Source organism: Streptomyces sp. NBC_00885 (genome assembly GCF_045207475.1).
In the GTDB taxonomy this organism is placed as follows: Bacteria; Actinomycetota; Actinomycetes; order Streptomycetales; family Streptomycetaceae; genus Streptomyces.
In genome coordinates, this window is record NZ_CP108796.1 from 6,061,042 (window position 1) to 6,084,791 (window position 23,750).

General features: G+C 70.5%; 17 protein-coding genes and 1 pseudogene. 7 read left to right on the forward strand and 11 right to left on the reverse strand.

All coding sequences use genetic code 11. From position 1 onward, the window contains the following. Positions 1–14 precede the first annotated feature (14 nt). Genes OHA61_RS27590 through OHA61_RS27630 form a run of 9 tightly spaced genes read right to left on the reverse strand, consistent with a single transcriptional unit; the run spans position 15 to position 9,902 of the window. Complete coding sequence (locus OHA61_RS27590) at positions 15–770, reverse strand: 4'-phosphopantetheinyl transferase family protein (protein ID WP_406305286.1); 756 nt, start codon at positions 768–770, stop codon at positions 15–17. Further along, positions 767–2,110 (reverse strand): 3-deoxy-7-phosphoheptulonate synthase class II, encoded by a 1,344-nt coding sequence (locus OHA61_RS27595; protein WP_406307483.1) that lies wholly within the window; start codon positions 2,108–2,110, stop codon positions 767–769. Before OHA61_RS27595 ends, OHA61_RS27590 begins: the two co-directional genes overlap by 4 nt. A 5-nt stretch (positions 2,111–2,115) precedes the next feature. Continuing rightward, positions 2,116–3,999 (reverse strand): anthranilate synthase family protein, encoded by a 1,884-nt coding sequence (locus OHA61_RS27600; RefSeq protein WP_406305287.1) that lies wholly within the window; start codon positions 3,997–3,999, stop codon positions 2,116–2,118. Further along, positions 3,996–4,661, reverse strand: a complete 666-nt coding sequence (locus tag OHA61_RS27605) for an isochorismatase family protein (protein WP_406305288.1) — start codon at positions 4,659–4,661, stop codon at positions 3,996–3,998. Before OHA61_RS27605 ends, OHA61_RS27600 begins: the two co-directional genes overlap by 4 nt. Positions 4,662–4,688: 27 nt before the next feature. Continuing rightward, a complete protein-coding gene (locus OHA61_RS27610; protein ID WP_266476892.1) occupies positions 4,689–5,465 on the reverse strand; it encodes a 2,3-dihydro-2,3-dihydroxybenzoate dehydrogenase in 777 nt (258 codons plus the stop codon). Continuing rightward, on the reverse strand, positions 5,462–6,946 hold the full coding sequence (locus OHA61_RS27615; RefSeq protein ID WP_406305289.1) for an amidohydrolase family protein: 1,485 nt from the start codon (positions 6,944–6,946) through the stop codon (positions 5,462–5,464). Before OHA61_RS27615 ends, OHA61_RS27610 begins: the two co-directional genes overlap by 4 nt. After that, positions 6,946–7,215, reverse strand: coding sequence for a phosphopantetheine-binding protein (locus OHA61_RS27620; RefSeq protein ID WP_406305290.1), 270 nt, complete (start codon positions 7,213–7,215; stop codon positions 6,946–6,948). Before OHA61_RS27620 ends, OHA61_RS27615 begins: the two co-directional genes overlap by 1 nt. A 1-nt stretch (position 7,216) precedes the next feature. After that, a complete protein-coding gene (locus tag OHA61_RS27625) occupies positions 7,217–8,854 on the reverse strand; it encodes a (2,3-dihydroxybenzoyl)adenylate synthase (RefSeq protein WP_406305291.1) in 1,638 nt (545 codons plus the stop codon). Between the two features lie 10 nt (positions 8,855–8,864). Continuing rightward, positions 8,865–9,902, reverse strand: coding sequence for a ketoacyl-ACP synthase III family protein (locus OHA61_RS27630; RefSeq protein ID WP_406305292.1), 1,038 nt, complete (start codon positions 9,900–9,902; stop codon positions 8,865–8,867). A gap of 285 nt (positions 9,903–10,187) precedes the next feature. Between OHA61_RS27630 and OHA61_RS27635 the strand changes: the two genes are divergently transcribed. Continuing rightward, entirely contained in the window at positions 10,188–11,498 is a 1,311-nt protein-coding gene (locus OHA61_RS27635; RefSeq protein WP_406305293.1) for a phenylacetate--CoA ligase family protein, read from the forward strand. 111 nt (positions 11,499–11,609) lie between these two features. After that, a complete protein-coding gene (locus OHA61_RS27640; RefSeq protein WP_406305294.1) occupies positions 11,610–16,751 on the forward strand; it encodes a type I polyketide synthase in 5,142 nt (1,713 codons plus the stop codon). Positions 16,752–16,838: 87 nt separating this feature from the next. On the opposite strand, the gene OHA61_RS27645 is transcribed toward OHA61_RS27640, so the two are convergent. Next, entirely contained in the window at positions 16,839–17,573 is a 735-nt protein-coding gene (locus OHA61_RS27645; protein ID WP_406305295.1) for a GNAT family N-acetyltransferase, read from the reverse strand. A gap of 12 nt (positions 17,574–17,585) precedes the next feature. Here OHA61_RS27645 and OHA61_RS27650 point away from each other — a divergent pair. Beyond that, a pseudogene (locus OHA61_RS27650) lies at positions 17,586–17,756 on the forward strand (MarR family transcriptional regulator); the annotation flags it as partial. A 184-nt stretch (positions 17,757–17,940) separates the two neighbouring features. Continuing rightward, positions 17,941–18,378: a hypothetical protein gene (locus OHA61_RS27655; protein WP_406307637.1), complete on the forward strand. Its 438-nt coding sequence runs from the start codon at positions 17,941–17,943 to the stop codon at positions 18,376–18,378. An 18-nt stretch (positions 18,379–18,396) separates the two neighbouring features. Here the strand turns inward: OHA61_RS27655 and OHA61_RS27660 are convergent, their stop codons facing one another. Beyond that, on the reverse strand, positions 18,397–19,092 hold the full coding sequence (locus OHA61_RS27660) for a TetR/AcrR family transcriptional regulator (RefSeq protein ID WP_389372504.1): 696 nt from the start codon (positions 19,090–19,092) through the stop codon (positions 18,397–18,399). Positions 19,093–19,341: 249 nt separating this feature from the next. Here OHA61_RS27660 and OHA61_RS27665 point away from each other — a divergent pair, with 249 nt between their 5' ends. The 3 genes from OHA61_RS27665 (at position 19,342) to OHA61_RS27675 (ending at position 23,680) form a co-directional block, all read left to right on the forward strand. Continuing rightward, positions 19,342–20,889: an MFS transporter gene (locus OHA61_RS27665; protein WP_406305296.1), complete on the forward strand. Its 1,548-nt coding sequence runs from the start codon at positions 19,342–19,344 to the stop codon at positions 20,887–20,889. Between the two features lie 248 nt (positions 20,890–21,137). Beyond that, a complete protein-coding gene (locus tag OHA61_RS27670) occupies positions 21,138–23,093 on the forward strand; it encodes a BTAD domain-containing putative transcriptional regulator (protein WP_406305297.1) in 1,956 nt (651 codons plus the stop codon). Positions 23,094–23,413: 320 nt separating this feature from the next. Then, the gene (locus OHA61_RS27675) at positions 23,414–23,680 is read left to right on the forward strand and encodes an acyl carrier protein (protein WP_266476925.1); all 267 of its coding nucleotides are present in this window, start codon (positions 23,414–23,416) and stop codon (positions 23,678–23,680) included. The last annotated feature ends 70 nt before the right edge of the window (positions 23,681–23,750 follow it).

Below are 23,750 nucleotides of genomic sequence, written 5' to 3' on the forward strand. Positions count from 1 at the left end.
GCGCTGTCAGCGCGCTATATGCCGGATAAGTCGGTCCGTTGCAGCGCACCGGAGTGCGTTCCCTCGACGGCGATGGCGAGGATGTGCTCGGGGCCGGGGTGGAGCAGCTCGAACGACCAGCCGTCGCCGCTCTCGCGCCGCTCGGGGTCGTTGACACTGATACGTCCCGGCCTGCCCGCGGGTTGCACGGCGAAGGAGAATCCGTCGAGACTCCGGTGCAGACCGGTGCCGAGAGCTTTGAGGTACGCCTCTTTGAGCACCCACAGCTCGCTGCCGCGGGCGATCCGCCCGGCGGGGGTGAGGGCGGCCAGCTCCGCGCGCTCGTCGGCGGCGAAGTAGCGGCTCACGTAGTCGGTGGTTTCGCAGGTGGCGGGAAGCCGCTCCACGTCGGCGCCGCAGAGGCGCCCCTGGGTGACGGCGCAGACGATGAGCCCCTCGGTGTGGGAGAGGCTGAACCGCATGCCGTCGTCGTCCGGTTCGGCCTCGGGCCGCCCGTGCGGGCCGGCCCGAAAGCGCCAGTGGTCGAGCGGGCGGCCGGTGCGGTCGCTGAGCGCGTACCGGCACAGCAGCCGCCGGGCGAGGAAGCGCCGCCGCAGCGGTGCCGTCAACAGCCGGTCCATGCGGGCTCGTTCGTCCTCGGTGAGGAGCCGGATGCCCCCGAGATCCGCGGCGAAGGAGTCCACGGATTGCTCGGGCAGCAGCCAGACATGCGTCAGCCCCGCGGCGGAAACCTGCTCCGCCACGGTGCTGACATCGGCGCTACCGGTCACCCGAACGTCCGGGCACGGACGAGGTCGGCGAGCCGGAACGCGAGGTCGAGCGACTGCTCCCGGTTCAGCCGGGGGTCGCAGACCGAGCGGTAGCCACCGGGCAGATCGTCGAACCCGGGTCCCGCACCGCCGCCGACGCATTCGGCCACGTCGTCACCGGTCAGCTCCAGGTGTACGCCGCCGGGATGGGCGCCGAGTCCGGCGACCACCTCGAAGAACCCGGACAGTTCGTCGAGGATGTCGTCGAACCTGCGGGTCTTGCGCCCGCACGGCGCGCTGATCGTGTTGCCGTGCATGGGATCGGACACCCACGCGACGGGCAGCCCCTCGGCCGTGACCCGCTCGACCAGGCCGGGCAGTACGGCCCGTACCTTTCCGGCGCCCATTCTGGCGACGAGCGTGAGCCTGCCCGGCTCGCGCCTCGGGTCGAGCCGGTCGATCAGACGCAGCAGTTCGTCCTGGTCGACGGTCGGCCCGATCTTGACGGCGATCGGGTTGCTGATACCGGAGAAGTACTCCACGTGTGCGCCGTCGAGCTGCCGGGTGCGCTCGCCGATCCAGAGCAGATGCCCGGAGGTGGCGTACGCCCTGCCGGTGTCGGAGTCGGCCCGGGTCAGCGCCGCTTCGTAGTCGAGGAGCAGTCCTTCGTGCGACATGAACAGCTCGCCGGGCGTGTGCCAGCCGTCGGTTCCGGTGAAGCCTCCGGCCTCCTCGATCTCGGCGATGAGCTTCTCGTGGCGGGCCCGGTCGGGCGAGTCCACGGCGAACTTCTTGATGTTCTCCAGGGCTTGGCCGGCACTGGCCGACTCGCCCGTGCCGAAGGCTCTGACCAGATTCAGCGTCGCGGCGGAGGCGTTGTAGACGCGCACCATGCGATGCGGGTCGGGGGTACGGGCCGCGGTGGCGAAGGCGAAGCCGTTCACGGCGTCGCCCCGGTACGCGGGCAGCTCGATGCCGTCGCGGGTCTCGGTCGTCGCCGAGCGCGGCTTGGCGTACTGCCCGGCCATGCGCCCCACCGTGACCACCGGCAGGGACATCATGTGTCCGAAGACCGTGGCCAGTTGCTGCAGGGTGCTCGCGCTGCGGCTGATCGACGTGGCGTTGACCGCGTCGAGGGATTCGGCGCAGTCGCCGCCCTGGACGAGGAAGGCCTCGCCCTGGGCGACGGCTGCGAGCCGCTTCTTGAGGAGGTCGCACTCGCGCGGAACGACCAGGGGAAGGCTGCCGGTGAGGCTGTCGACCGCGGCGTCGAGCGCGGCGGGGTCCGGCCACTGGGGCTGCTGCTTGGCCGGCAGCGACCGCCAGGTCTGCCCGGCGCGTGCGGAAGGGACGTCGACCATGGGGGTCACGCCGTGAGCTCCACTCTGTGAGGCACCGGCGCGAGAGCACCGGTGACCAGGCTGTCGAGGATTGCCGATCCGTGACGGGTCATCACCGACTCGGGGTGGAACTGCACGGAGGTGAAGCCGGGACCGCGCAGGCCGTGCACCTCACCCGTGACGGGATCGCGCGAGACTTCCACGTAGTCCCGGCACAGGGGGCTCTCCAGCAGTTCGCTGCCGGAGCGTGCGGTGAACGCGTTGTAGAAGTAGACCGGTTCCGGGCTGCCGAAGAGATCGATCGTGCGCCGCACGCCCTGGTTCGGGAAGTCCAGCTTGTGCAGCGGCAGGCCGAGCAGTCCGCTGAGGATCTGGTGGCTCAGGCACACCGATACGAACGGCACGCGAAGGTTGAGCAGGCTGCGGGTCACCGCCCGCAGATACGCGATCTTGGGGTGGTTCTCGTCGCGCGGATCACCGGGACCCGGACCGAGTACGACGAGGTCGTAGCCGGTCAGCCGGTAGGGCTCGTCGAAACGGCGCACCGTCACCTCGAAGCCGAGCGCCCGTAGCTGCAGCGCGCCCATCGCGGTGAAGTTGTCCTCGGCGTCGATGATCAGCAGCTTGCCGCGGGTGGCGATCCGGGGCACGGCGGGTGCGAGCCAGAAGTCCGAGAGTGCTCTGTTGCGGTCGGTGAGTGCGGCTCTGATCAGTGGATGTCCGTCGAGGCCCGCGGGGCGGGCGTGTTCGGCGACGCGGCCGAGGGCGTCGAGCAGCCCGGCCGCCTTCGCCGCGGTCTCCGCGGCCTCCTTCACGGGATCGGAGTCGCGCACCAGCGTCGCGCCGACGCCGATCCGCATCCGTCCCTTCAGGTCGACGTCCGCCGTCCTGATCATGATCGCGGAGTCCATGCGCCGCCGGTTCGAGGCGTCCCGCCCGATGAGGGCGGCGACGCCGGAGTAGTAACCGCGCCCGGCCGGTTCGAACTTGGCGATCACCTCGCAGGCGCTCTGCACCGGGCTGCCGGTGACCGTGGGCGCGAGCAGGGTCTCGTGCAGGATCTCCCGTACGTCACGACTGCTGTGCCCGACGATGCGGTACTCGGTGTGGGCGAGGTGCGCCATCTCCTTGAGCTGAGGACCGACCACGCGCACGTCGTCGCAGACCCGGCTCATCATCTTCAGTTCCTCGTCGAGCACCATGTACAGCTCGTTGGTCTCCTTGCTGTCGGCGAGGAAGTCCAGCACGCCGTCCGGGCTCGGGCCGCCGGCCGGGTAGCGGTAGGTGCCGCTGATCGGGTTCATCACGGCGACGCCGTCGTCGAGGCTGACATGGCGCTCGGGGCTGGCACCGATGAAGGTGCGCTCCCCGGTGTGGATCAGGAACGTCCAGTACGCACCGGGCTCGGCGCGCAGCAGCCGGCCCCAGAACGCCAGCGCGGTACGCACCGACCAGTTGGGTATCTCGGTGAGGAAGGTGCGCTTGAGCACGAAGTTGGCGCCCGCGCCATGGCCGATCTCCTCGGCGAGCACCCGGCGCACCAGATCGCCGTACTCCTCGTCGTCCAGGTCGAAGGTGCCCTCGCCCATCTCGATCGGCCAGCGCAGCACCAGGTCGAGCACCTCGTCCACCGGCAGCAGCGACTGCTCCTCGACGGGCATCGCCAGTACGGGCTCGCCGTCGTCGTGGTGGTCGTAGCCGCGCTCGCCGATCACCCGGTACGGCAGCAGGACGAGCGTCTCGTGCGTGTCGGGCTCGCCGAGGTCGGGGACCGGCAGCTCGGCGGTGCCCGCGACCTCGGTGAACTCGCCGAGCAGCAGGTCGACCATCTGCTCCCGGCCGCTCTCGGGACGGTGCAGCACCGCGAACGGCCTTCCGCCCCCGGCCAGTTCGTCGAGGCGGGTCATCATGAGTCTCCTACGGACGCGGTGGTCACCGTCGCGAGCGCCTGGAGCACCGTCGCGGTCGGAAGGGTCATGGCGCAGCGGGTCGCCGCGTACTGCAGCGCCATCCGGTGGAACTCGGGCGTGAAGTCGGCGATCGCGTCGGCCACCACGAAGGGCTGGATGTTGTGGGCGAAGGCGTCGCAGGCGGTGAGCAGGATGCCGACATGCGCGTAGATCCCGCAGATGATCAGCTGGTCGCGGCCCTGCGCGGACATCAGCTCGAGCAGCCCGGTGTTGTGGAAGGCACTGGCCCGCCACTTGGTGAGTACGGTGTCCCGCTCACCGGGCGCGACGGCGTCGGGAATACCTCTGTCCTCGGGCGCGGCCGACATGCCCGGTCCCCAGAAGTCCTGGAGCAGACCGCGCTCTTCGGGTGTCATTCCGCCCGGCTGAGCCGTGTAGAACACCGGGACGCCGTGCTCCTCGCAGCTGTCGCGCAGAGCGCTGGTGTGGGCGATCAGATCGGTCAGCGGCTGCCTGCCGCCGGCGAACGGGGCGAGGAAATAGTGCTGCATGTCGTGCACGAGCAGCACGGCCCTGCGGGTGTCGACGGTCCATGTTGCGGTGTTGGCCGGTAGGTCGACGGGCCGCGGCATCGGATAGGAGTCGATCGGCGCAATCGCCACTGGTCGTGTCCTCTTCTCATCGGTCGGTCAGGCTCCGAGCGCGGCGCCGCCGTCCACGGTCAGGTCGTGCATGGTGATGTGGGAGGCCCGCTCCGAGAGCAGGAAGAGCACGGCGTCGGCGATGTGGGACGGCTCGGCGATACGCCGCAGGGGGATGCCGACCCGGTAGGCGTCGGGCACACCCTCGATCGACGCGCGCTCGGCGGCGTCGCCCTGCAGCGCGGTCAGCATCGGGGTCCTGGTCGAGCCCGGGGCGACCACGTTGCAGCGGATGCCGTGCGCGGCCAGTTCCAGGCCGAGGCATTTGGTGAACATCGCCGACGCGGCCTTGGACGCCGCGTACGCGGACATCGACATCCGCGGGGTGGCCGCGGCATTCGACGCGACCGTGACGATCGAGCCGCTGCCGCGCGGCACCATCACGCGGGCCACCGCGCGGCTCATGTGGAAGACCCCGCCCGCGTTGACGGCGAAGGTGGTGTCCCACTCCTCGTCGGTGAGCTGGGCGGCCTGCCCGCTGCGCAGTACCCCGGCGGCGTTGACGAGGTACTCGATCGGTCCGAGTTCGACCTCGACCTTGGCCACCGCGCTGTCCACGTCGCCGCTGTCGGTGACGTCGGTGGCCACCGCGAGGACGCGTACGCCGGTCGAGTCCAGCTCGGCCGCCAGCTCCCACAGCGCCAGTACGTCGCGGTCGAGCAGTGCGACCGGTGTCTCGGCGGCCACCAGGGACCTGGCGATCTCGGCACCGATCCCGCCGGCAGCCCCGGTGACGACGGCGACGCCGGACAGGCCGCCGGTCACCGTGTCACCTGGCCGAGTATGCGCCCGACCACCTCTGAGGGCACCCGCAGGGTGCGCGTCGTGAAGGCGCCGAGCGCTTCGAGATAGCGCTCCTGCAGGCCCGCCTCGTCGACCTCGACGCCCTTGCCGCCGGACAGCAGCGTGCGGCCGCCGACGATCACGGTGTCCACATCGGCCGAACCGGCCAGCCACAGGAAGCTCTCCAGCGGCCGGGGGTTGAGCAGATAGCGCCAGTCGTCGGCCCGTACGAGCACCAGGTCGGCCTGCTTGCCGACCTCCAGGCTGCCCACCGCGTCGTCCCAGCGCAGCCCCTTCGCCGCGATCCGGGTGCCCATCGCCAGCGCGTCGCTGGGCAGCACCTCGGTCTGGTCGGCGCTCATCTCGTTGTACATCTGCCAGGCCGCGCGCATCGTCTCGGCGATCCCCGCGTTCGGCATCGACGAGCCGTCCGTCGACAGCGACACGTCCAGGCCCGCCCTGCGCAGCGCCGGGACGACGCCGGTCTCGGTCAGCGACGACTCGCCGGACGGCCCGTACTTGCCGGGGGAGTGGCTGATGTGGGCGCGGGCCTGAAGCAGGAGCTTCTGCTCCTGCTCGTCGAGGAACGCACAGTGCCCTGCCATCAACCGCTCGTCCACGAGACCGAGTTCGGCAAGCCGGCGCACACCCGTCTCGCCGTAGTAGGTGCGCATCAGCTCGACCTCGTTGCGCAGCGCGCCGACGTGCGTCGCGAACCCGAGATCGTGCGCGGCGACCAGGTCGGCCATGCCGCGCGCCAGCTCGTCGGTCATGTTCGTGACGTAGGCGATGCTCGGACGGCACCTGATACGGCCCGAGGTGTCCTTGCCGACGAGTTGCAGCAGCGACTCGAAGTTCGCGAGAACGCCGTCGGCGTCCCTGGTGCGCAGATACGTGCCCCGGTCGGGCGGGCAGATCGCGTCGCTCGCCCAGGTGCTCGCCGAGAACCGGATGCCCAGGCGCTGCGCCGCGGCGACCATCGAGTGCGGGCGGTTGAGCGAGCCCATGTCGCCGAGCGTGGTCACCCCGCCGCGCAGCTGGGTCCACATCGAGTACTCGGCGATGGCCTGAGCCTCGTCCGGCGTCATGCCGTCGATCAGGTCGTCGAAGCGGTCGAAGGTGGCGGAGATCTCGTGCATGTTGCCGCCGCCGCCCATGAACGCGACCTGGTCCTCACGGTCGGAGACCGGCCGCAGGGCGCCGCGCATCGGGAAGCGCATGGCGAACATCTCGTGCCAGTGCGCGTTGACGAAGCCGGGCAGCACCATCATGCGGCCGGCGTCGGTCCTCTTCATCGCGGCCTTCTGCGCCGGGTCGAGGGCGGCGGCCGCCTCCTCGACCTCGGCCGCGCTGCCGACAGCGGCGATCGTGCCGTCCACGATCAGCACCGCGCCGCGGGCGTGCACACTCTCCTCGGAGTCCGCCGTGTAGACGGTTCCGCCGGTGATCAACTGGACGCTCATCACGCCACCCCGGGCTCGGTCGAAACGGGCATGGTGATGGAGGCGAAGTGCGCGAGCCAGCCGTTCAGCGTGGGAGCGGCGACCAGCTCGTCGAACTGGACCGGGATCTTGTTCTTGCGCCAGCGGCTGACCAGCCGCATGATCTCCAGCGAACTGAGGCCGAGAACCACCAGGTTGGCGTCCGGCTCGATCGCCTCGGGCTCAAGGCCCAGCAGCGGCGCGACCGTTGCGCGCAGATCGAGCTCAGTTGGGGTCGCAGTGTTGTCCACGTCAGCCTTCCTGCTCGGACGCGGCCATGACGGCCAGCGCCTTCTTGTCGACTTTGCCCAGCGGCGTCAGGGGGAGCTCGAGCACGTAACGCACCACGTCGGGCAGCTTGTAGTCCGCGACGCCGCGGGAGTGAATGGCCTTCTTGAGCTCGGCCAGCGCCAACTGCTCGCCGTCCGGGACGAGATACGCGCAGATCCGCTCGCCGAGGAACTCGTCGGGCACGCCGATCACGGCGGCCTGGGCGATCGACGGCAGCGCCAGCAGATGGTCCTCGACCTCGCCCGCGGAGATCTTGTCGCCACCGCGGATGATCATGTCCTTGATACGGCCCTCGATCACCAGGTCACCGTCCTCGGTGAGCCGGGCGAGGTCACCGGTGCGGTAGAAGCCGTCCTCGGTGAAGGCGCGCTTGTTGTACTCGGGCACCCCGTAGTAGCCCCGCAGGGTGTACGGGCCGCGGGTGATCAGCTCGCCGATACAGCCGGCGGGCAGCACGTTGCCGTCCTCGTCGACGATGCGCAGCTCGTCGGCGTCCGAGATCGGCTTGCCCTGGGTGGTGAGCACCGACTCGGCCGGGTCGTCCGGCCTGCTGAAGGTCAGCAGACCCTCGGCCATGCCGAACACCTGCTGGAGCGAGCAGCCGAGCGTCGGCGCGATGCGCTCGGTGAACTCGCGCGTCATCCGTGCCCCACCGACCTGCACAAGACGCAGGCTGCTCAGGTCGTCCTCGCTCCACTCGGCGGCCTCCAGCCACAGCTGCATGATCGAGGGGACCATCGAGGTGACGGTGACGCTGTGCTGCTCGATCAGCGGGAAGCAGTCCAGGGGGTTGGGGGTGTCGGCCAGGACGACGGTTCCGCCGGTGTGGAAGGTGCCGATCACTCCGGGGCAGCCGTAGGCGAAGTTGAACTCGACCGGCAGCACGGCGAGATAGGTGTCATCGCTGGTCAGCTCGCACACCTGGGCTGCGCGCCGGGACTGGTAGACGTAGTCGTCGTGGGTGCGCGGGATCAGTTTGGGCAGGGCGGTCGTCCCGCCCGAGAGCAGGAAGAACGCCACATCGGCCGGGTCGGGCTCGGGCAGCGGCCCGGACTCGGACTTGGACTCGGGCTCGGCGGTGGCGAGCTCCAGCTCGGACACCGAGACGAAGCCCTCGCTCTTCTCGCCGAGCACGAACAGCGTGCGCAGCTCGGGGGCTCCGGCCTGGATCTCCAGCGCCGTCTCGCGGTGGTCGAACCCGCGGTGCGTCTCGGGCAGTACGTAACCGGTGGCCCCGCTGAGCTCCACCAGGTGGGAGATCTCCGTCGAGCGGTGCGCGGGCAGCGAGAAGACCAGCTTCGCGCCGATACGCATCAGGGCGAAGGCGATCGCCACGAACTCCGGGACGTTGGGCAGCTGCACCACGAGCCGGTCGTTCTCGCGCACCCCGTGCGCGGCGAACCCTGCGGCCAGCCGGTCGGCCCACTGGTCGAGTTCGACGTAGCTGATCCGCCGGCCGCCGTGCACCAGCGCGGTGGCGGAGCCGTACCGGCGCGCGGCGCCCCGCAGCAGCGCGCCGAGCGTCTCACCGCGCCAGATGCCCTGCTCGCGGTAGCGCTGCGCGACATCGGACGGCCAAGGAGTGCATCCGGCAAGCATCTTCGAACTCCTACTCGGCTTCGGGTGCGGACTCGGTGATGCGTACGACGGCGGCGCCCGCCTCCATGCCGGTGCTCGCGCCGATCAGCAGGACGTGGTCACCGGGTCCCACCTGGCCGGTGCGCCAGACGTGCTCAAGACCCAGGAACAGGTCGGCAGCGCCCGTGTGCCCGATGGTGTTGACGTACTCCCACAGGGCCTTGTCCTCGTCGACGTCGAGCGGCAGCAGGAACATGGCCTCCAGCGCCTGCCGGCCGAAGCCGACGTGGCAGACCCTGGCGACCTGATCGAAGGTCAGGTCCGCCTCCTTGAGCGTGCGCTCGGCGATCTCGGCGACCTTGTCGCCGAAGTTCTTGATCGGCGGGGCCTGGCCGGCGGCCCACTGCTCACGGACCTTCTGGGCCCGCTCGCCGAAGTTCAGGCCGCGGCCCCGGGTGACACCCGGCGGGAAGAGCTCCTCGCCCGCCCGGTGGAGGATCTCCATCGAGGAGTCGGACAGCGAACCGACCGCGAGCAGCTCGGCGAAGCCGCCGCGCCGCGAGAGCACCACGGCGGAGCCGGCGTCGGCGAGCACGAAGAGACCGGAGGCACGCCAGCGCTCCACACCCGGAGTTGAGTAGTTGTCGCCCGTGGTGATCAGGGCGGCGTCATGGGTGGGGTTGGCGATGAGCCGGTTGGCTGCCACTTCCACGGAGGCGAGCATGCCGAGGCAGCCCTGCTTGATCTCCACGGCGGGCACCGGGCGGTCGACGGTGTTGTTGAGGATGTAGTGCACCGCCGACCAGCCGTCGGGACCCTGGTGGTGGGTGTAGCTGTGCAGCAGGATGCCGATGTCGTCGGGCCCGTGGCCGGATGCGGACAGTGCGGCCCTGGCCGCGTCGATCGCCATGTCGGGCGCGGGTGTCGACTCGCTGACGGCCGCGGAACGCATGCCGGAGGCCTGCCTGGCCTCCTCGTCGTACAGGCCTTCCTCGACCGCGCGCTCGGCCGGGTACAGGGGCGGCAGATGGCTGCCGATCCCGGCGAGATACAGGTTCTCGGTCCTCATCGCGCCGACTCCTTCGTGGGGTGGATGCGTTTCGCGGCAAGCACAACACGGGGGCTGACGGGCCTCATGAGTAGGCGCTACTCAAGGTCCCGTCTTAGACGCTGTCTAAGACGGGGGCCGACTAAGGGTCCCCTACGCAGGTGATCCGGCCCCTGCCGGCCTGCGCGCCCGTTGGCTGATTTGAGTAGCGACTACTCGGGCCCGGGCCAAGGCCGCGGTGTGTGCTGGGCGGGTATCCGCCGCGTGATGTCCGCTCGCGGCCCCCGGCACAGACGAGGAGATCCGATGTCGTGGTCGCGTCCGGAACTGGGCGACTGGTCAAGTCCCGCCGAACTCACGCAGCTGCAGCGGGCGGAGCTGCCGCGGGTGATCGCCCAGGCGATGCGCTCGCCGTTCTACGCGGCCCGCTATGACGGCCGCGCCGTGCCGCGCGACGCGGAGGACTTCGCCGGCATCGAGCTGACCACCAAGCAGGATCTGCGCGACCAGTACCCCTTCGGAATGCTGGCGGTGGACCGCCGGAAGCTGGCCACGTACCACGAGTCGAGCGGCACGGCCGGGGATCCCACCGCCTCGTACTACACCGACGACGACTGGACCGACCTCGCCGAACGCTACGCACGCAAATGGGTCGGCATCACCCCCTCGGACACCTTCCTGGTGCGCACCCCCTACGGCCTGGTGATCACCGCGCATCTGGCACAGGCCGCCGGACGGCTGCGCGGCGCCACGATCGTGCCGGGCGACGCCCGTTCGCTCGCCACCCCGCTGCCCCGGATGATCCGCGTCATGCGGGCTCTTGACGTCTCGCTGACCTGGTGCAATCCGACGGAGATCATGATGCTCGCCGCCGCGGCCAAGGCGGCCGGGCTGCGTCCGGACCAGGACTTCCCCGCACTGCGGGCCATGTTCACCGCGGCGGAACCGCTGACCGAGGTGCGACGGCGCCGGCTCAGCGAGATCTGGGGCGGCATCCCGATCGTCGAGGAGTACGGCTCGACCGAGACCGGCACCATCGCCGGCCAGTGCCCGAACGGCGCTCTGCACCTGTGGGCGGACCGCGCGATCTTCGAGGTCTTCGACCCCGAGACGGGTGAACTGTCCAAGTCCGGCCGCGGCCAGCTCGTCGTGACCCCCCTCTACCGCGAGGCCATGCCGCTGCTGCGCTACAACCTCGCCGACGACGTCGAGGTGTCCGACACCGAGTGCTCCTGCGGCTGGCTGCTGCCGACGGTCCGCGTGCTCGGGCGGTCCGGGACCGGCTATCCGGTCGGCGCGGCGACGGTCACCCAACAGCGGCTCGAGGAGCTTGTGTTCAGCCTCCCCGGCAGCTACGAGGTGATGTTCTGGCGGGCCATGGCTCACCCGGACGTACTGCGCCTGGAGTTCGAGGCACCCGACGAGAGCCGCGACCAGGCGGTCAAGGAGCTGGCCGACCTGATCGACCGCGAGCTCGGCGTACCGCACCGCATCACTGGACTGCCGCTGGGCACGCTCGTGCCCCGCGAAGCGCTCACGGCGCAGCGCGACATCCTCAAGGCCCGCTATCTGTTCGGCGAGGGCGAGGACTGGGACAAGGCGGTCATGTACGCATGAGCCGCCTCCCGCTGCCCGCCCTGCGAGCGAATTTCGCCGATTCCGGCCGACTTCTTCTTGTTCCGTCGTCGTCCGCTGTGGACGACGCCCGACCCGTAAGCGGTGACCCCCATGGTGAGTGAGTTGTCCCCCCTGCCGCCGACCTCCGAAGACCGGATAGCCATCGTCGGCATCGGCTGCCGCTTCCCCGGCGGAGCCAACTCGCCACAGGAGCTGTGGGAGTTGCTGATGGGGGCGGTCGACGCGTCCGGCCCGATTCCCGAGGACCGGTGGGCGCCGCAGCGCGCCCAGTCGCGCGAGAACGCCGCCGTCCTGTCACGGGTGACCTCCAACGGCGCCTTCCTGGGCGACATCAGCGGATTCGACGCCTCCTTCTTCGGCATCTCGGCCACCGAGGCCCGCCAGCTCGACCCCCAGCAGCGCATGGCGCTGGAAGTGGCCTGGGAGGCGCTGGAGCATGCGGGCATCGCCGCATCCACCCTCGCGGGCAGCGACACCGGCGTGTTCGTCGGCGTCGGCACCGACGACTACGGCCGCCGGCTCCTGGAAGACCTGCCCGGAGTCGAGGCCTGGACCGGAATCGGCTCCTCGCTGTGCGGTGTGCCCAACCGGATCTCCTACACCCTCGATCTGCGCGGTCCGAGCGTCGCCGTGGACACCGCCTGCTCGTCCTCGCTGGTCGCCCTGCACCAGGCGTGCGCCAGTCTCCAGCGCGGTGAGGTACCGGTCGCACTCGCGGGCGGAATCATGCTGATGGCCGGCCCGGGGCTGACCACCGTGCTCGACATCGCCGGCGCCATCTCGCCCGACGGCCGCTCCAAGGCCTTCGACGAGGCCGCCAACGGCTACGGCCGAGGCGAGGGCTGCGGCATCGTCGTACTCAAGCGGCTCGCCGACGCACAGCGCGACGGCGACCGGATCATCGCCCTGGTCCGCGGCAGCGCCGTGCACCAGGACGGCCGCACCGACGGCATCATGGCGCCCAGCTCCTCGGCGCAGGCGCATCTGCTGCGCAAGGCGTACGAGTCGGCGGGCGTCGCGCCGTCCGAGGTCGACTACGTCGAGGCGCACGGCACCGGCACCAAGGTCGGCGACCCGATCGAGGCCGCCGCCCTCGCCGAAGTCGTCGGCGCCCGCGCCGTGGGACAACGACCGTGCCTCATCGGCTCGGTGAAGACCAACATCGGGCACTGCGAGGCGGCGGCGGGCATCGCCGGGCTGATCAAGACCGCGCTCGCCATGCAGAACGGGATCATCCCGCCGACCCTGACCGTGGACGGTCCGCGCAAGGACATCCCGTGGGCGGATTCAGGGCTCAGCCTGGTCAGTGAGGCCACGCCGTGGCCCGACTCCGGCCGGCCGCGGCTCGCGGGAGTCGCCAGCTACGGGTACGGCGGCACCATCGCGCACGCGGTGCTTGAGCAGGCCCCGGTCACCGCTGAGGCACCTCTCACCGCTGAGCCGGAGCAGGCCGAGCAGGCGGAGTCGGCGGAATCCGCCGGGCTCACCGTCTACCCGTTCTCGTCGGCGACGGCCCCCGGGCTCGCCGCCCAGGCCGCCCGGCTGGGCGAGGCGCTGCACGCGCACGCGCTCCCCGATGTCGGGCACACCCTCGCGCACCGCAGGGCGCACCTGTCCGCCCGCGCCGTCGTGGTCGCGGCGGACCGGGCCGAACTCGCCGACGGTCTCGGCGCCTTGGCCGAGGGCGAGGCGCTTCCCAGCGTCATCACCGGCGAGACGTCCGGACCGCCGCGCTCGCCGGTCTGGGTGTTCTCCGGACACGGCGCCCAGTGGTCGGGCATGGGTCAGGACCTGCTCGCCCAGGAGCCGGTGTTCGCCGCGGCCATCGACCGGCTCGGACCCATCTACTCCGAGGAACTCGGCGTCACCCCGCGCGAGGTGCTCAGCAGCGGTGACCTCGGCTCGGTCGACATCATCCAGTCGATGCTGTTCGCCATGCAGATAGGCCTCGCCGAGGTCTGGCGCCGCTACGGCGTCACGCCCGGCGCGGTGATCGGGCACTCCGTCGGCGAGATCGCCGCGGCGGTCGTCGCCGGAGTGCTGTCCGAAGCGGACGGCGCACGGCTGGTCTGCCGCCGCTCCGGACTGCTGCGCAAGGTAGCGGGCCGAGGCGCGATGATCATGGTCGACCGGCCCTTCGACGAGGTGCAGGACGCGATCGGAGCCACCGACACCCTCTGCGCCGCCATCGCCGCCGCCCCCTCGTCCACCGTCGTCGCCGGAGACATCCCGGCCGTCGACGAAGCCGCCGAGCAGTGGGCCGAACTGGGCTGGACCGTACGCAGGGTCGACTCCGACGTCGCCTTCCACAGCGCGCACATGGACGCGATCAGCGCGGACCTCGCCGCCGCCGTCGCCGATCTCCAGGCAGGGCCCGCGCAGGTGCCGCTCTACCTCACCGCGCTCGACGACCCGAGGTCGACGCGGCGCCAGGACGCCTCCTACTGGGCGCTCAATCTGCGTAATCCGGTGCGCTTCCAGCAGGCGGTCGAGGCCGCGTTCGAGGACGGCCACCGGCTGTTCCTGGAGATCTCCGCGCACCCCGTCGTCGGCCACTCGATCAACGAGACCGTCTCGGGCGCCGGGGACACCCTGGTCACCCCCAGCCTTCGCCGCCACCGCCCGGAGCGGACCACCCTGCTCACCTCGCTCGCCGCACTGCACTGCCAGGGCGTCCCGGTCGACTGGTCGGTCCTGCAGCCCGCGGGCAACCGCACCGACCTGCCCACCACCGCCTGGCAGCACGCCCGGCACTGGGTCGACGCACGCGACCGCAGCGAGTCGCCGGTCGACACACTGCTCGGCACCGAGACCGGGGTCCACGGCTCCCGGCTGCGGGTCTGGCAGACCACACTCGACCTGCGTACCCGGCCCTACCCGCGCCGCCACCCCGTACTGAACACGGAGATCGTCCCGGCCGCCGTGCTGGTCAACACCTTCCTCACCGCGGGCCGCACCGACGTGCTCACCGATCTGCGGCTGCGTCAGCCGGTCGTGGTGCCGGAGCAGGAGACGCGGGAACTGCAGATCGTCCGCGACGACACCGCTCTGACCCTGGTCTCCCGCCGGCTCGGCGCACCCGACTCGGCCTGGTCCACCCACACCCTCGCCACCGTCGGCGGGGGAGCGGCGCCCGAGCCCGTACACCTCGGACAGACCACCGAGACCCTCGACCCCGGCCATGTCATCGAGCGGCTCGCCGAACTGGGCGTCGCCGACATGGGTTACCCGTGGCGGATCGAGGAACTGCGCCGCGGCGAGGGCACCTTGACCGCCACCGCGAGCGCCGAACTGGACCGCAGCTGGGCCGCCGTCCTGGACGCCGCCCTCTCCATGGCCTCGGTCATCTTCCCCGGCCCCGGCGTGCTGCGGATGCCTTCGTACGTGGACCAGGTGACCCGGACCGGGCAGCCGCCCCGGACGGCGACGATCTCGGTCAGCCTCGACGAGGACCACCCCACGACCGTGCACGTCGACATCCGCGGCGAGGCCGACGGCGACGAGTCCGTACTCACCCTGCGCGGGCTGCGCTACAGCGAGCTCGAAGGCGACCTCTCCGGGGAGGAGCAGAGCACCAGCGGCCGCTTCGAACTGGACTGGCAGCCCTTCCCGGTGGACACCGGCGCGCACACCGCCCTCCCGGACCGCACCGTGCTGGTGCTCGGCCCCGACGGCCTGGCCCGCGCGCTCGTTCCCGCCTGCGCCGAGCACGGTGCGACGGTCAGCGTCGACCGGGCGGACCTGGACGGCGCGGACCATGTGCTGTTCGCACCGCACGAGATACCGGCCGCCGACGTCGCCGTGGCCTTCGCCGAACTGGTCGGCGCGATCGCCGCGCTGCCCGGCCGCAAGCCCACGCTGTGGTGCCTGACCACAGGCGTACGGGAGGCCGCATCGGCCGACGAGCTCAACCACGCCCCGCTGTGGGGCATGGGCCGGGTCGCCGCGAGCGAACACCCCGAATTCTGGGGCGGCGTGGTCGACCTGCCGGCCGGGCCGCTGGAGGAACTGCCCGCCGGGCTGCTGCTGAGCCTGCTGCACCTGCGCCCGGCCGAGCCGGTGCTCGCCGTCACCGACGGCGAGGTGCGGGTGCCCCGGCTCGTACCGGCCGAACTCGCCGAGGGCGGCGAGCCGTTCACCTGCCGGGCCGACGGCACATATCTGATCACCGGCGGTCTCGGAGTGCTCGGCCTGGTGCTCGCCGAGCACCTCGCCCGGCGCGGCGCCCGCCGTATCGTGCTCCTCGGCCGCACCGCTGTGCCCCCGCGGGCACAGTGGTCCGACGACGACCCCCGGGTCGCCGCGCTGCGCCGGCTGGAGGCCGCCGGGGTCACCGTCACCACCGTGGCCGCCGACATCACTGACCTCGGCGCCACCCGGGCGGCGCTCGACGCGCTCCAACTGCCCCCGATCCGGGGCGTGGTCCACGCGGCGGGCACCGTGCACAGCGCGCTCCTGCACCGGCTGGACGCCGGGCATCTGCGGGAAGTCATGCGGCCCAAGGTGGACGGCGCGATGGTGCTCCACGAGCTGTTCCCGCCCGGGTCGACGGACTTCTTCGTCCTGTTCTCCTCGTGCGGACCCCTGCTCGGACTGCCCGGCCAGGGCGCGTACGCGGCGGCCAACGCCTTCCTCGACGCACTGGCCGCCCACCGGCGGGCCGCAGGGCACGAGGAGACGGTGAGCATCGCCTGGACCAGCTGGCGCGGCATGGGCATGGCGACGGCGGCCTCGGCCACCGACGCCGAACTGGCGGCCCGTGGCACCGCCGACATCGCCCCCGACCAGGCGCTGCGCGCCTTCGACCAGACCGTCGGCCGCGCGCCGAGCGGCCTGGTCACCGTCCTGAGCCTGCTGCGCGGCCACACCGGCCCGCGGCCCGCCCTGCTGGCGGAACTGGCCCAGGACGACACGTCCCAGCCGGCCGAGGTACCCGACTGGGTCGGCCTCACCGGGGACGAACTGGCCGCGTATCTGCTCGACGACGTACGCCAGCGTGTCGCCGTCGTCCTCGGCGTCCAGCCGGCGGCGGTCGGCGTCCACCGCCCGCTCACCGAGGCGGGCGTCGACTCCCTGCTCGCGACCGCGGTACGGGTCGCGCTGGAACGGGACCTGGGCGTGGCGCTGCCGGCGACGCTGCTGTGGAACTACCCGACGGTGAGCGAGATCGCGGGCTTCCTGGCGGGTGTGCTGGGGGAGAGTGCGGACGCCTCGAACCGGACCTCCGCCTGACGGGACTCCGCCCCGAATCCCGCCTCGTGGGTCTCCCGGACGACCTCCGGGGGAGCCCGAGGCGCGGGTCCGGGGCGGAGCCGTCCCTCAGGCCTCGGGGTCGCGCAGGCCGACGCAGTCAAAGGCCCAGAAGACGTCTGAGTAGACGAAGGTGCCCGTCATCCACGGCTCGTGAGCGGACAACCGGGCGACCTGGAACGCGGCTTCAGGAATACGCAGCGACGGCGAACGGAAGCCCACCGCGCCGGCACCCTCGAAGCCGCGCGTGCCGTAGTAGCGCGGCGAACCCTCCAGGAACACCAACGGCACACCCTTGCTGTCGGCCGCCGCGAGGGCGTACGCGACGAGCTGAGTACCGATGCCCTGACGCTGGAACTCCGGGACCACGCCCAGCGGTGACAGGGACAGGACGTCCACGATCCGGCGCGGAGCGTCCAGCCGCGTCGCGCTCAGCAGGACATGCCCGACGACCCGGTCATCAACGGTGGCGACGAAGGACATCGGCGCCAAAGCGGCCTCCGCGACGCGAAGTGCCTCCACGAGCCCGGGAACCCGCTCGCTGTCACCGAACGCGCGCGTATGAACCTCGCGCACGTCCCGGTGATCGTCAGGGGTCTCTTGCCGGATCACCGGCCCGGCACCACCGGCAGCGGTCCGGGAGCCTTCAGGCGCATCGTGTGACGTCATGGCCGCGAGGGTAGATCGCGGGGCGGCTCGTGAGCGAGGTATTGCGTCGACTACTACGAAATCGTATAGTCCGAAATCGTGAAGAGTGTATCCCCTGAAGGTTCGGCCCTGCTCGCGTTGCAGCGGGCCACCCATGCCACCCTGCAAGTGCTCTCCGCAGAACTCGTCGACCTCGACCTGACCGCCTCCGAGATCAATGCCCTGGCCAACCTCGCTGACGGCCGCCCCCGGAAAGTCTCCGAGCTCGGCGCCGCCGCGGGCACTCGGCCGACCACATTGACCAGCGTGCTGGATCGACTCGAGCGCCGCGGTCACATCACCCGGGGCACCCGTGCCGGCGACCGGCGTGCGGTGCTCGTCGAACTGACCCCCACCGGCCGCCTTGCAGCCGACACGATTCAGAGAACCCTGACCGACCTGGAGCACCGCGCACTCGACGGGCTTCCCGCCGAGGCAGTCGCCGGTTTCCACGCGGTTCTGCGGGCGCTGACAGGGTATCCGCATGACCCGGACCGGCCCCGAACCCCACGGGACGAACACAGTCGCCTTCGACGAGCTGATGGCCGAGGTGATGGCGTCCGCCGAGCACTTCGGCCACCGACAGCACATCCACCTGACCTGGCTGGCGGTGCGGAGGTACGGCGTTCCGGCGGCGGTCCGCCTGGTCAGTGAGGGCATCCAGCGCACCGCGCGTTACGCGGGAGCGCCGCAGAAGTACAACGAGACCGTAAGCCGGGCCTGGGTGGAACTGGTGGGGCACCACGTGGCCGACGACGACACCAGGACCTTCTCCGCCTTCGCCGAACACCACCCTCCCCTGCTCGACAAACGCCTGCTCACCCGCTTCTACCGCCCCGCGACACTGGCGAGTGCGCCCGCGCGGACCGGCTGGGTCGAACCTGACCTCACCCCGTTCCCCTGGCAGGACGCCGACCGCTGACGAGCTCCCGCGGTCGCGTCAGTCCTTCAGCAGCGCCTCCGCGCCGTCCAGGGATCGTTCCACCGTCAGTTTGAAGAACGCCAGGTCCTGCGCCGCCAGATCCGCCGGGTCGTCGCTCGCGACCGCCTGCGCGCCCGCCGCCGCCAGGCCGGGGCGCGTCTCGTCCTTCGCGAACGCGGCCATGGCGCGGCCCATTTCCGCGCGTGCCGCCGGGAAGTAGTTGTCGCGGTCGTCCTCCACCGCCACCAGCATGAACGCGCTGTTGAGCAGGTAGCGGTAGATCTCGGTCGCGTGCTTGCCGAACCCCGCCCCCAGCAGCACCTTGATGCCGACGTCGATCGTCGGCAGAGCCGCCGGCACGTTCGGCCCGACCAGGACCAGGCGGCGTGCCACGCCCGGGTACTGGCGCAGGACGGCGCGCCCTTCGAGCATCAGTGCGCTGAACCAGTCGCGCCACGGTGCGTCCGCGTCGGGCACCGGAATGCGTGCGATCACCCGGTCGGTGACCGCCATGACCACCGCCTCGCGGTCGCCGACGTGATGTGCGACCACACCTGGCCATACGTCCAGCTTGGTGGCGATCTGCCGGATCGACCAGCCGTCGAGTCCGTGCTCGGCAGTCAACTCGACCGCGGCATCGATGATTTTGTCCGCCGTGATGGGCGGCAGGCCTGCCGAGGCACGTGAACGGCGGCGGGGCGCTGACCCAGACATGACTAAAAACCTAACGCTGGAGGGGGTGTGACCGAAGCGACTTGACGCCCGGCGACCCGCAGGGCATAGAGTCAGCCTAACCTATTAGTCACTGTCTAAGAGGTGCCCGCACAGACCGCCCGTCACCGGCGCCGCGTCCTGCGGCACCGGTTGTTACGCAGCAGTGCACGACCCGGCCGCCGGGCGACCCGACCGACCGGCCGAAGGTATTTGTCCTTTTTCGCCCCGCAATCTGAGAGGCTCCGCGTCATGCGCAAATGGATGCCGCTGCTGGCGGTTTGCCTTGGCACCTTCATGCTGTTGATCGACGTGACCATCGTCAGCGTCGCCCTGCCGCAGATGACCGACTCGCTCGACGCGTCGTTCTCCGATCTGCAGTGGGTCGTCGACGTCTATGTGCTGGTCCTGGCTGCCCTGCTGATGGCGATCGGCTCGCTGTCCGACCTCAAGGGCGCCCGGCGCGTCTATCTCATCGGCCTCGCCTTCTTCGCCCTCGCCTCGCTGGCCTGCGGCCTCGCGGGCAACAGTGGCCAGCTGATCGCGGCGCGCGGTGTGCAGGGCCTCGGTGCCGCCGCGATGTTCGCCACCAACACCGCCCTGCTGGCCGGCAATTACCGCGGTCGCGACCGCGGAATCGCCTTCGGCCTGTGGGGCGCGGTCAACGGCGCCGCCGCGGCGGCCGGACCGATCCTCGGCGGACTGCTCACCGAGCATCTGAACTGGCGGTGGATCTTCCTGGTCAACCTGCCCGTCGCGGCGCTCGCGCTGATCGTCGGCCGCAAGTACCTGGAGGGCTCGGCCATCCGCACCGACCGCCGGATCGACCTGCCCGGCACGATCGGCTTCACCCTGATGGCGACGCTGCTGATCTTCGCCCTGATCCGCGCGGGCGAGGACGGCTGGGGCGGGAACACCACGCTCGCCCTGTTCGGCGGTGCGGCGCTCGCGCTGGTGGCCTTCATCCTGGTCGAGCGCGGCAGGCGGGATCCGATGCTGGACCTGGCTCTGATGCGTACACCGTCCTTCGGCGGGCTGATGGCCGGAGCCGTGGTGTTCAGCGCCGCGGCCTTCGCCAACCTGGTGTTCGTCTCGGTGTGGGCGCAGTCGGTGCTCGACCTCAGCCCGGTCAAGGCGGGTCTGATCCTCACGCCGCTGAGCGGAATGTCCTTCCTGGCCGCCGGACTTGCGGGCCGGTTCCTGGCGAGCGCGGCTCCGCAGTGGCCGATCGGTATCGGTCTTCTGCTGATCGGCGCGGGCACCCTCCTGGAGATGCTCGTCACCGGCGACTCGGGCTGGACGGCCCTGCTCCCCGGCATGATCGTCACCGGTATCGGTGTCGGTATCGCCTCGCCCACCCTCGCGTCGGCCGCGCTGGCGGCCGCGCCGGCGAGCAGGGCGGGCATGGCGGGCGGTGCGGCGAACACGTTCCGTCAGCTCGGATTCGCGGTCGGCATTCCGATCGTCGGCGCCATCCTCACGGGTGTGGTCGGCCGCAGCCTCGACGACAGCAACACGTTCGCAGGGGCGAACGAGGTGGCCGAGCAGGTCAGCAGCGGTCAGGCCGCCGGCGTGGTCGCCGCTCTCCCGGAGCAGTCGCGGGCCGCGGCGACCACCGCGATCGAGGACGCCTGGGCGGCAGGTCTTGATCAAGTGTTCCTGATCAGCGGTGTTGCGGCCGTGCTCGCCGGGGTGCTCGTCCTGGTGCTGGTGCGCCGGTCGGCCGAACAGCCGGACGCCGATATTCCCGAGTACGACGGGCAGTCGCCGGCGGCGGAAAGTCCGCTTCGGACCGCCTGAGAGTGGTGCGAGGGTCCGTCGGCCGTCGGCCGGCGGACCCGGGGAATTTGGTTGAGGGTTCGACTGGATTCCCACAAGACCACAGTCCATGGTCACTTGGTGTCAACACCCTGGGACCGTGTTTCGTAGGACTGTTGGCAATGACAAAGTCGGAGTCTTCACTTCCGCAGAATCTTCACAATAGAGTGACCGGTGGCGAGACGTATGTCAGTCCTTATCGAACTGGCGTCGCCAAATGCGCTTGAAGGGTGGGGGGATGGTTGAGGATTGCCAGGGGGGACGGTCTGCGGGCCGCACGCATCAAGGCAGGATTAACACAGGACGAAGTGGCGCGAAGGGCCGAAATCAGCGTCAGAACCGTCCGCCATATTGAACGTGGCCAGGTGAAGAATCCGCGCCACGAGACCTTGGCGCGGATGGCCGAGGTGGTCGGGTACGACTACGAGGCCGCAGGACCGGGGAGTGAGCCCGACACGGATCTGCAGGCCGACCAGCCCGGATTCCGCTATGAGATCCGCCTGTTGGGGCCGCTGACGGTCCTGTGCACGGGGCTGCCCGTGGCGATGCCGCTGAAGCAGCGGGCGCTGCTCGGGCTGCTCGCCGTACAGCCGGACCAGACCGTGAGCCACGAAGAAATAGCGGATGTGCTCTGGAGCGGTGAAGCGCCACCCGCCTATCAGAAATTGGTGCACACCTATGTGGCACGACTGCGCCGCCTCATCGAGCCGGGGCAGGGCAGGCACGGAAGAGGAGCCCGCCGTATCAGCACGGTGCGCGGCGGATACGTCTTCAACAGTAGAGGCGTTGAACTGGACCTCCGTCAGTTCGAGGAACGCAGCGCACAGGCCAAGCAGACGGCGGCAGCCGATCCGATGGCCGCGCTCGAATTGTTCGGCCAGGCTCTGCGCGGCTGGCAGGGGCGGCTCCTGCAGGATCTGTCGCAGCTGTGGCAGCACCCCGCAGTTGTCAGGGTGGCGCAGCGGCACATCGATGTGGCCATCGATTTCGCGGATCTGGCAATCAGGCTGAACCGTTCCGCCTTTGCGGTCGAACATCTCAGGGTCGCGTCGTACGAGGAGCCGCTGCATGAGGCACTCCAGGCGCGGATCATGCTCGCGCTCGCCGGCTCCGGGCGGCGGGCGGCCGCGCTGCGCCTCTTCGCCGATCTGCGGATGCGGCTGAAGAAGGAACTGGGCGTCGAGCCGAGCGAAGAGATCTGGCAGGCGCGCAACGCCATCCTGATGCACGACGGCCCCGACGGGCGCACCGATCAGGCGCCCCCCGGGCCGCCCGGCTCGGCGACGACCCATGCGTACGGCGCGGCCCGCGACTCCTGGCCCGCGCCGACCCCGTCGCCCTTCGTGGCGGAGGCGGCCCGCCCCAGAAGCCTTGCTCCACCGGCGCAACTTCCGCCGGTCATCACGCCTTTCATCGGCCGGCAGGAACAACTGGGGATTCTGGACGGTCTCTTGGCGCACCAGCGCAAGGGGCACCCCTCCGTGGGTATCGCCGCCATCCACGGACCGCCCGAGATCGGAAAGACGGCGCTGGCCGTACGGTGGGCTCATCACCGCCACGAGGAGTTTCCCGACGGGCAGCTCTACGCCGATCTGCAGGGCAGCGCCGAGTCCACGGGACGGCCGATCGACCCCCGCACGGTGCTCAACCGCTTCCTGCGGTCCCTCGGAGTGCCGGACACCTGGATCCCGGACACCCGGGAAGAGGCGTCCGCCCTGTTCCGCAGCCTCCTCGCCGGCCGCCACTTCCTGGTGCTGCTCGACGACGCGGCGGACGCGGCGCAGGTGCGCGCACTGCTGCCGGGCACGCCGGGAAACCTGGTGGTCGTCACCAGCAGATCGCCGCTGATGGATCTGGTGACCCGCGAGGGCGCCCAGTCCATCGCCCTGGACGTCCTGTCCGCAGCGGAGTCGTACGCCCTGATCGAGACCCATCTCGGTCCGGAGCGTACGCAGGCGGAGCCCGACGCCACGGCCGAACTGGCGGCGGTCTGCGGACAGTATCCGCTGGAGCTGCGCATGGCCGTGGCCAGGCTCGCGGCGACACCGCACCTGTCGATCCACGCACTTGTCGCCGAGCTCGCGCGCAGGGCTGTCGACCACTCCTATGCGCTGCGGTCGAAGCAGTCGGTGACTTCGAGCAGGACACGCAATGCAGACAACGGCCGGTGGCACCGGCTGACATGACCGCTGACAGCCTTGCGCGAGGCTGACAGCACTTCTTCTCCCGTCTTCCTCCACTCAATCGCCGCAGCTCAGCACGGGAATTCCGCCCAGCACAGGCCGAACGAATGATTGCCATGAGGTAAATCGGCCTTTGCTGGTGCGGAGTTCGGTTGCCCGGACAGGGGCTCAGACCTATGGTCAAAGCTCGCGGGCAAGTCCCGAATAATGGCCGGGTTTTCGGTCATTGCTGAAGATTGTTTGCGCCTCCATGTGCGAGGCGCCCTTACGGGGAATGCAAATGTCCCCGAAGGCGTGCAATAAGCCGTGGGAGAGGATGGGAAATGGCGAACGTTACGGCCGAAGAAGCCCAGAAATGGCTGATCGACGAGATCGCACAGCGCCTGGGTGTGGAGCCGACGGAGGTCCCGGCCGACCAGTACTTCGACGAGCTCGACCTGGACAGCACCCAGGCGCTCATCATCGCCGGTGAGATGGAGAGCTGGCTCGGCTTCGAGCTCGGTACGACGGCGCTGTGGTACCACCCGACCATCGAGGCACTCGCGGCGCACATCGCCGAGGAGTGCGCGGCGCGTTCCGCCGCGGCGTAGCGCCCCAGGCGCCGGGCCGGTCGCACCGGCCGACGCCGCTCGACAGCGCGGCCGGCCCGTCCGTACGTCG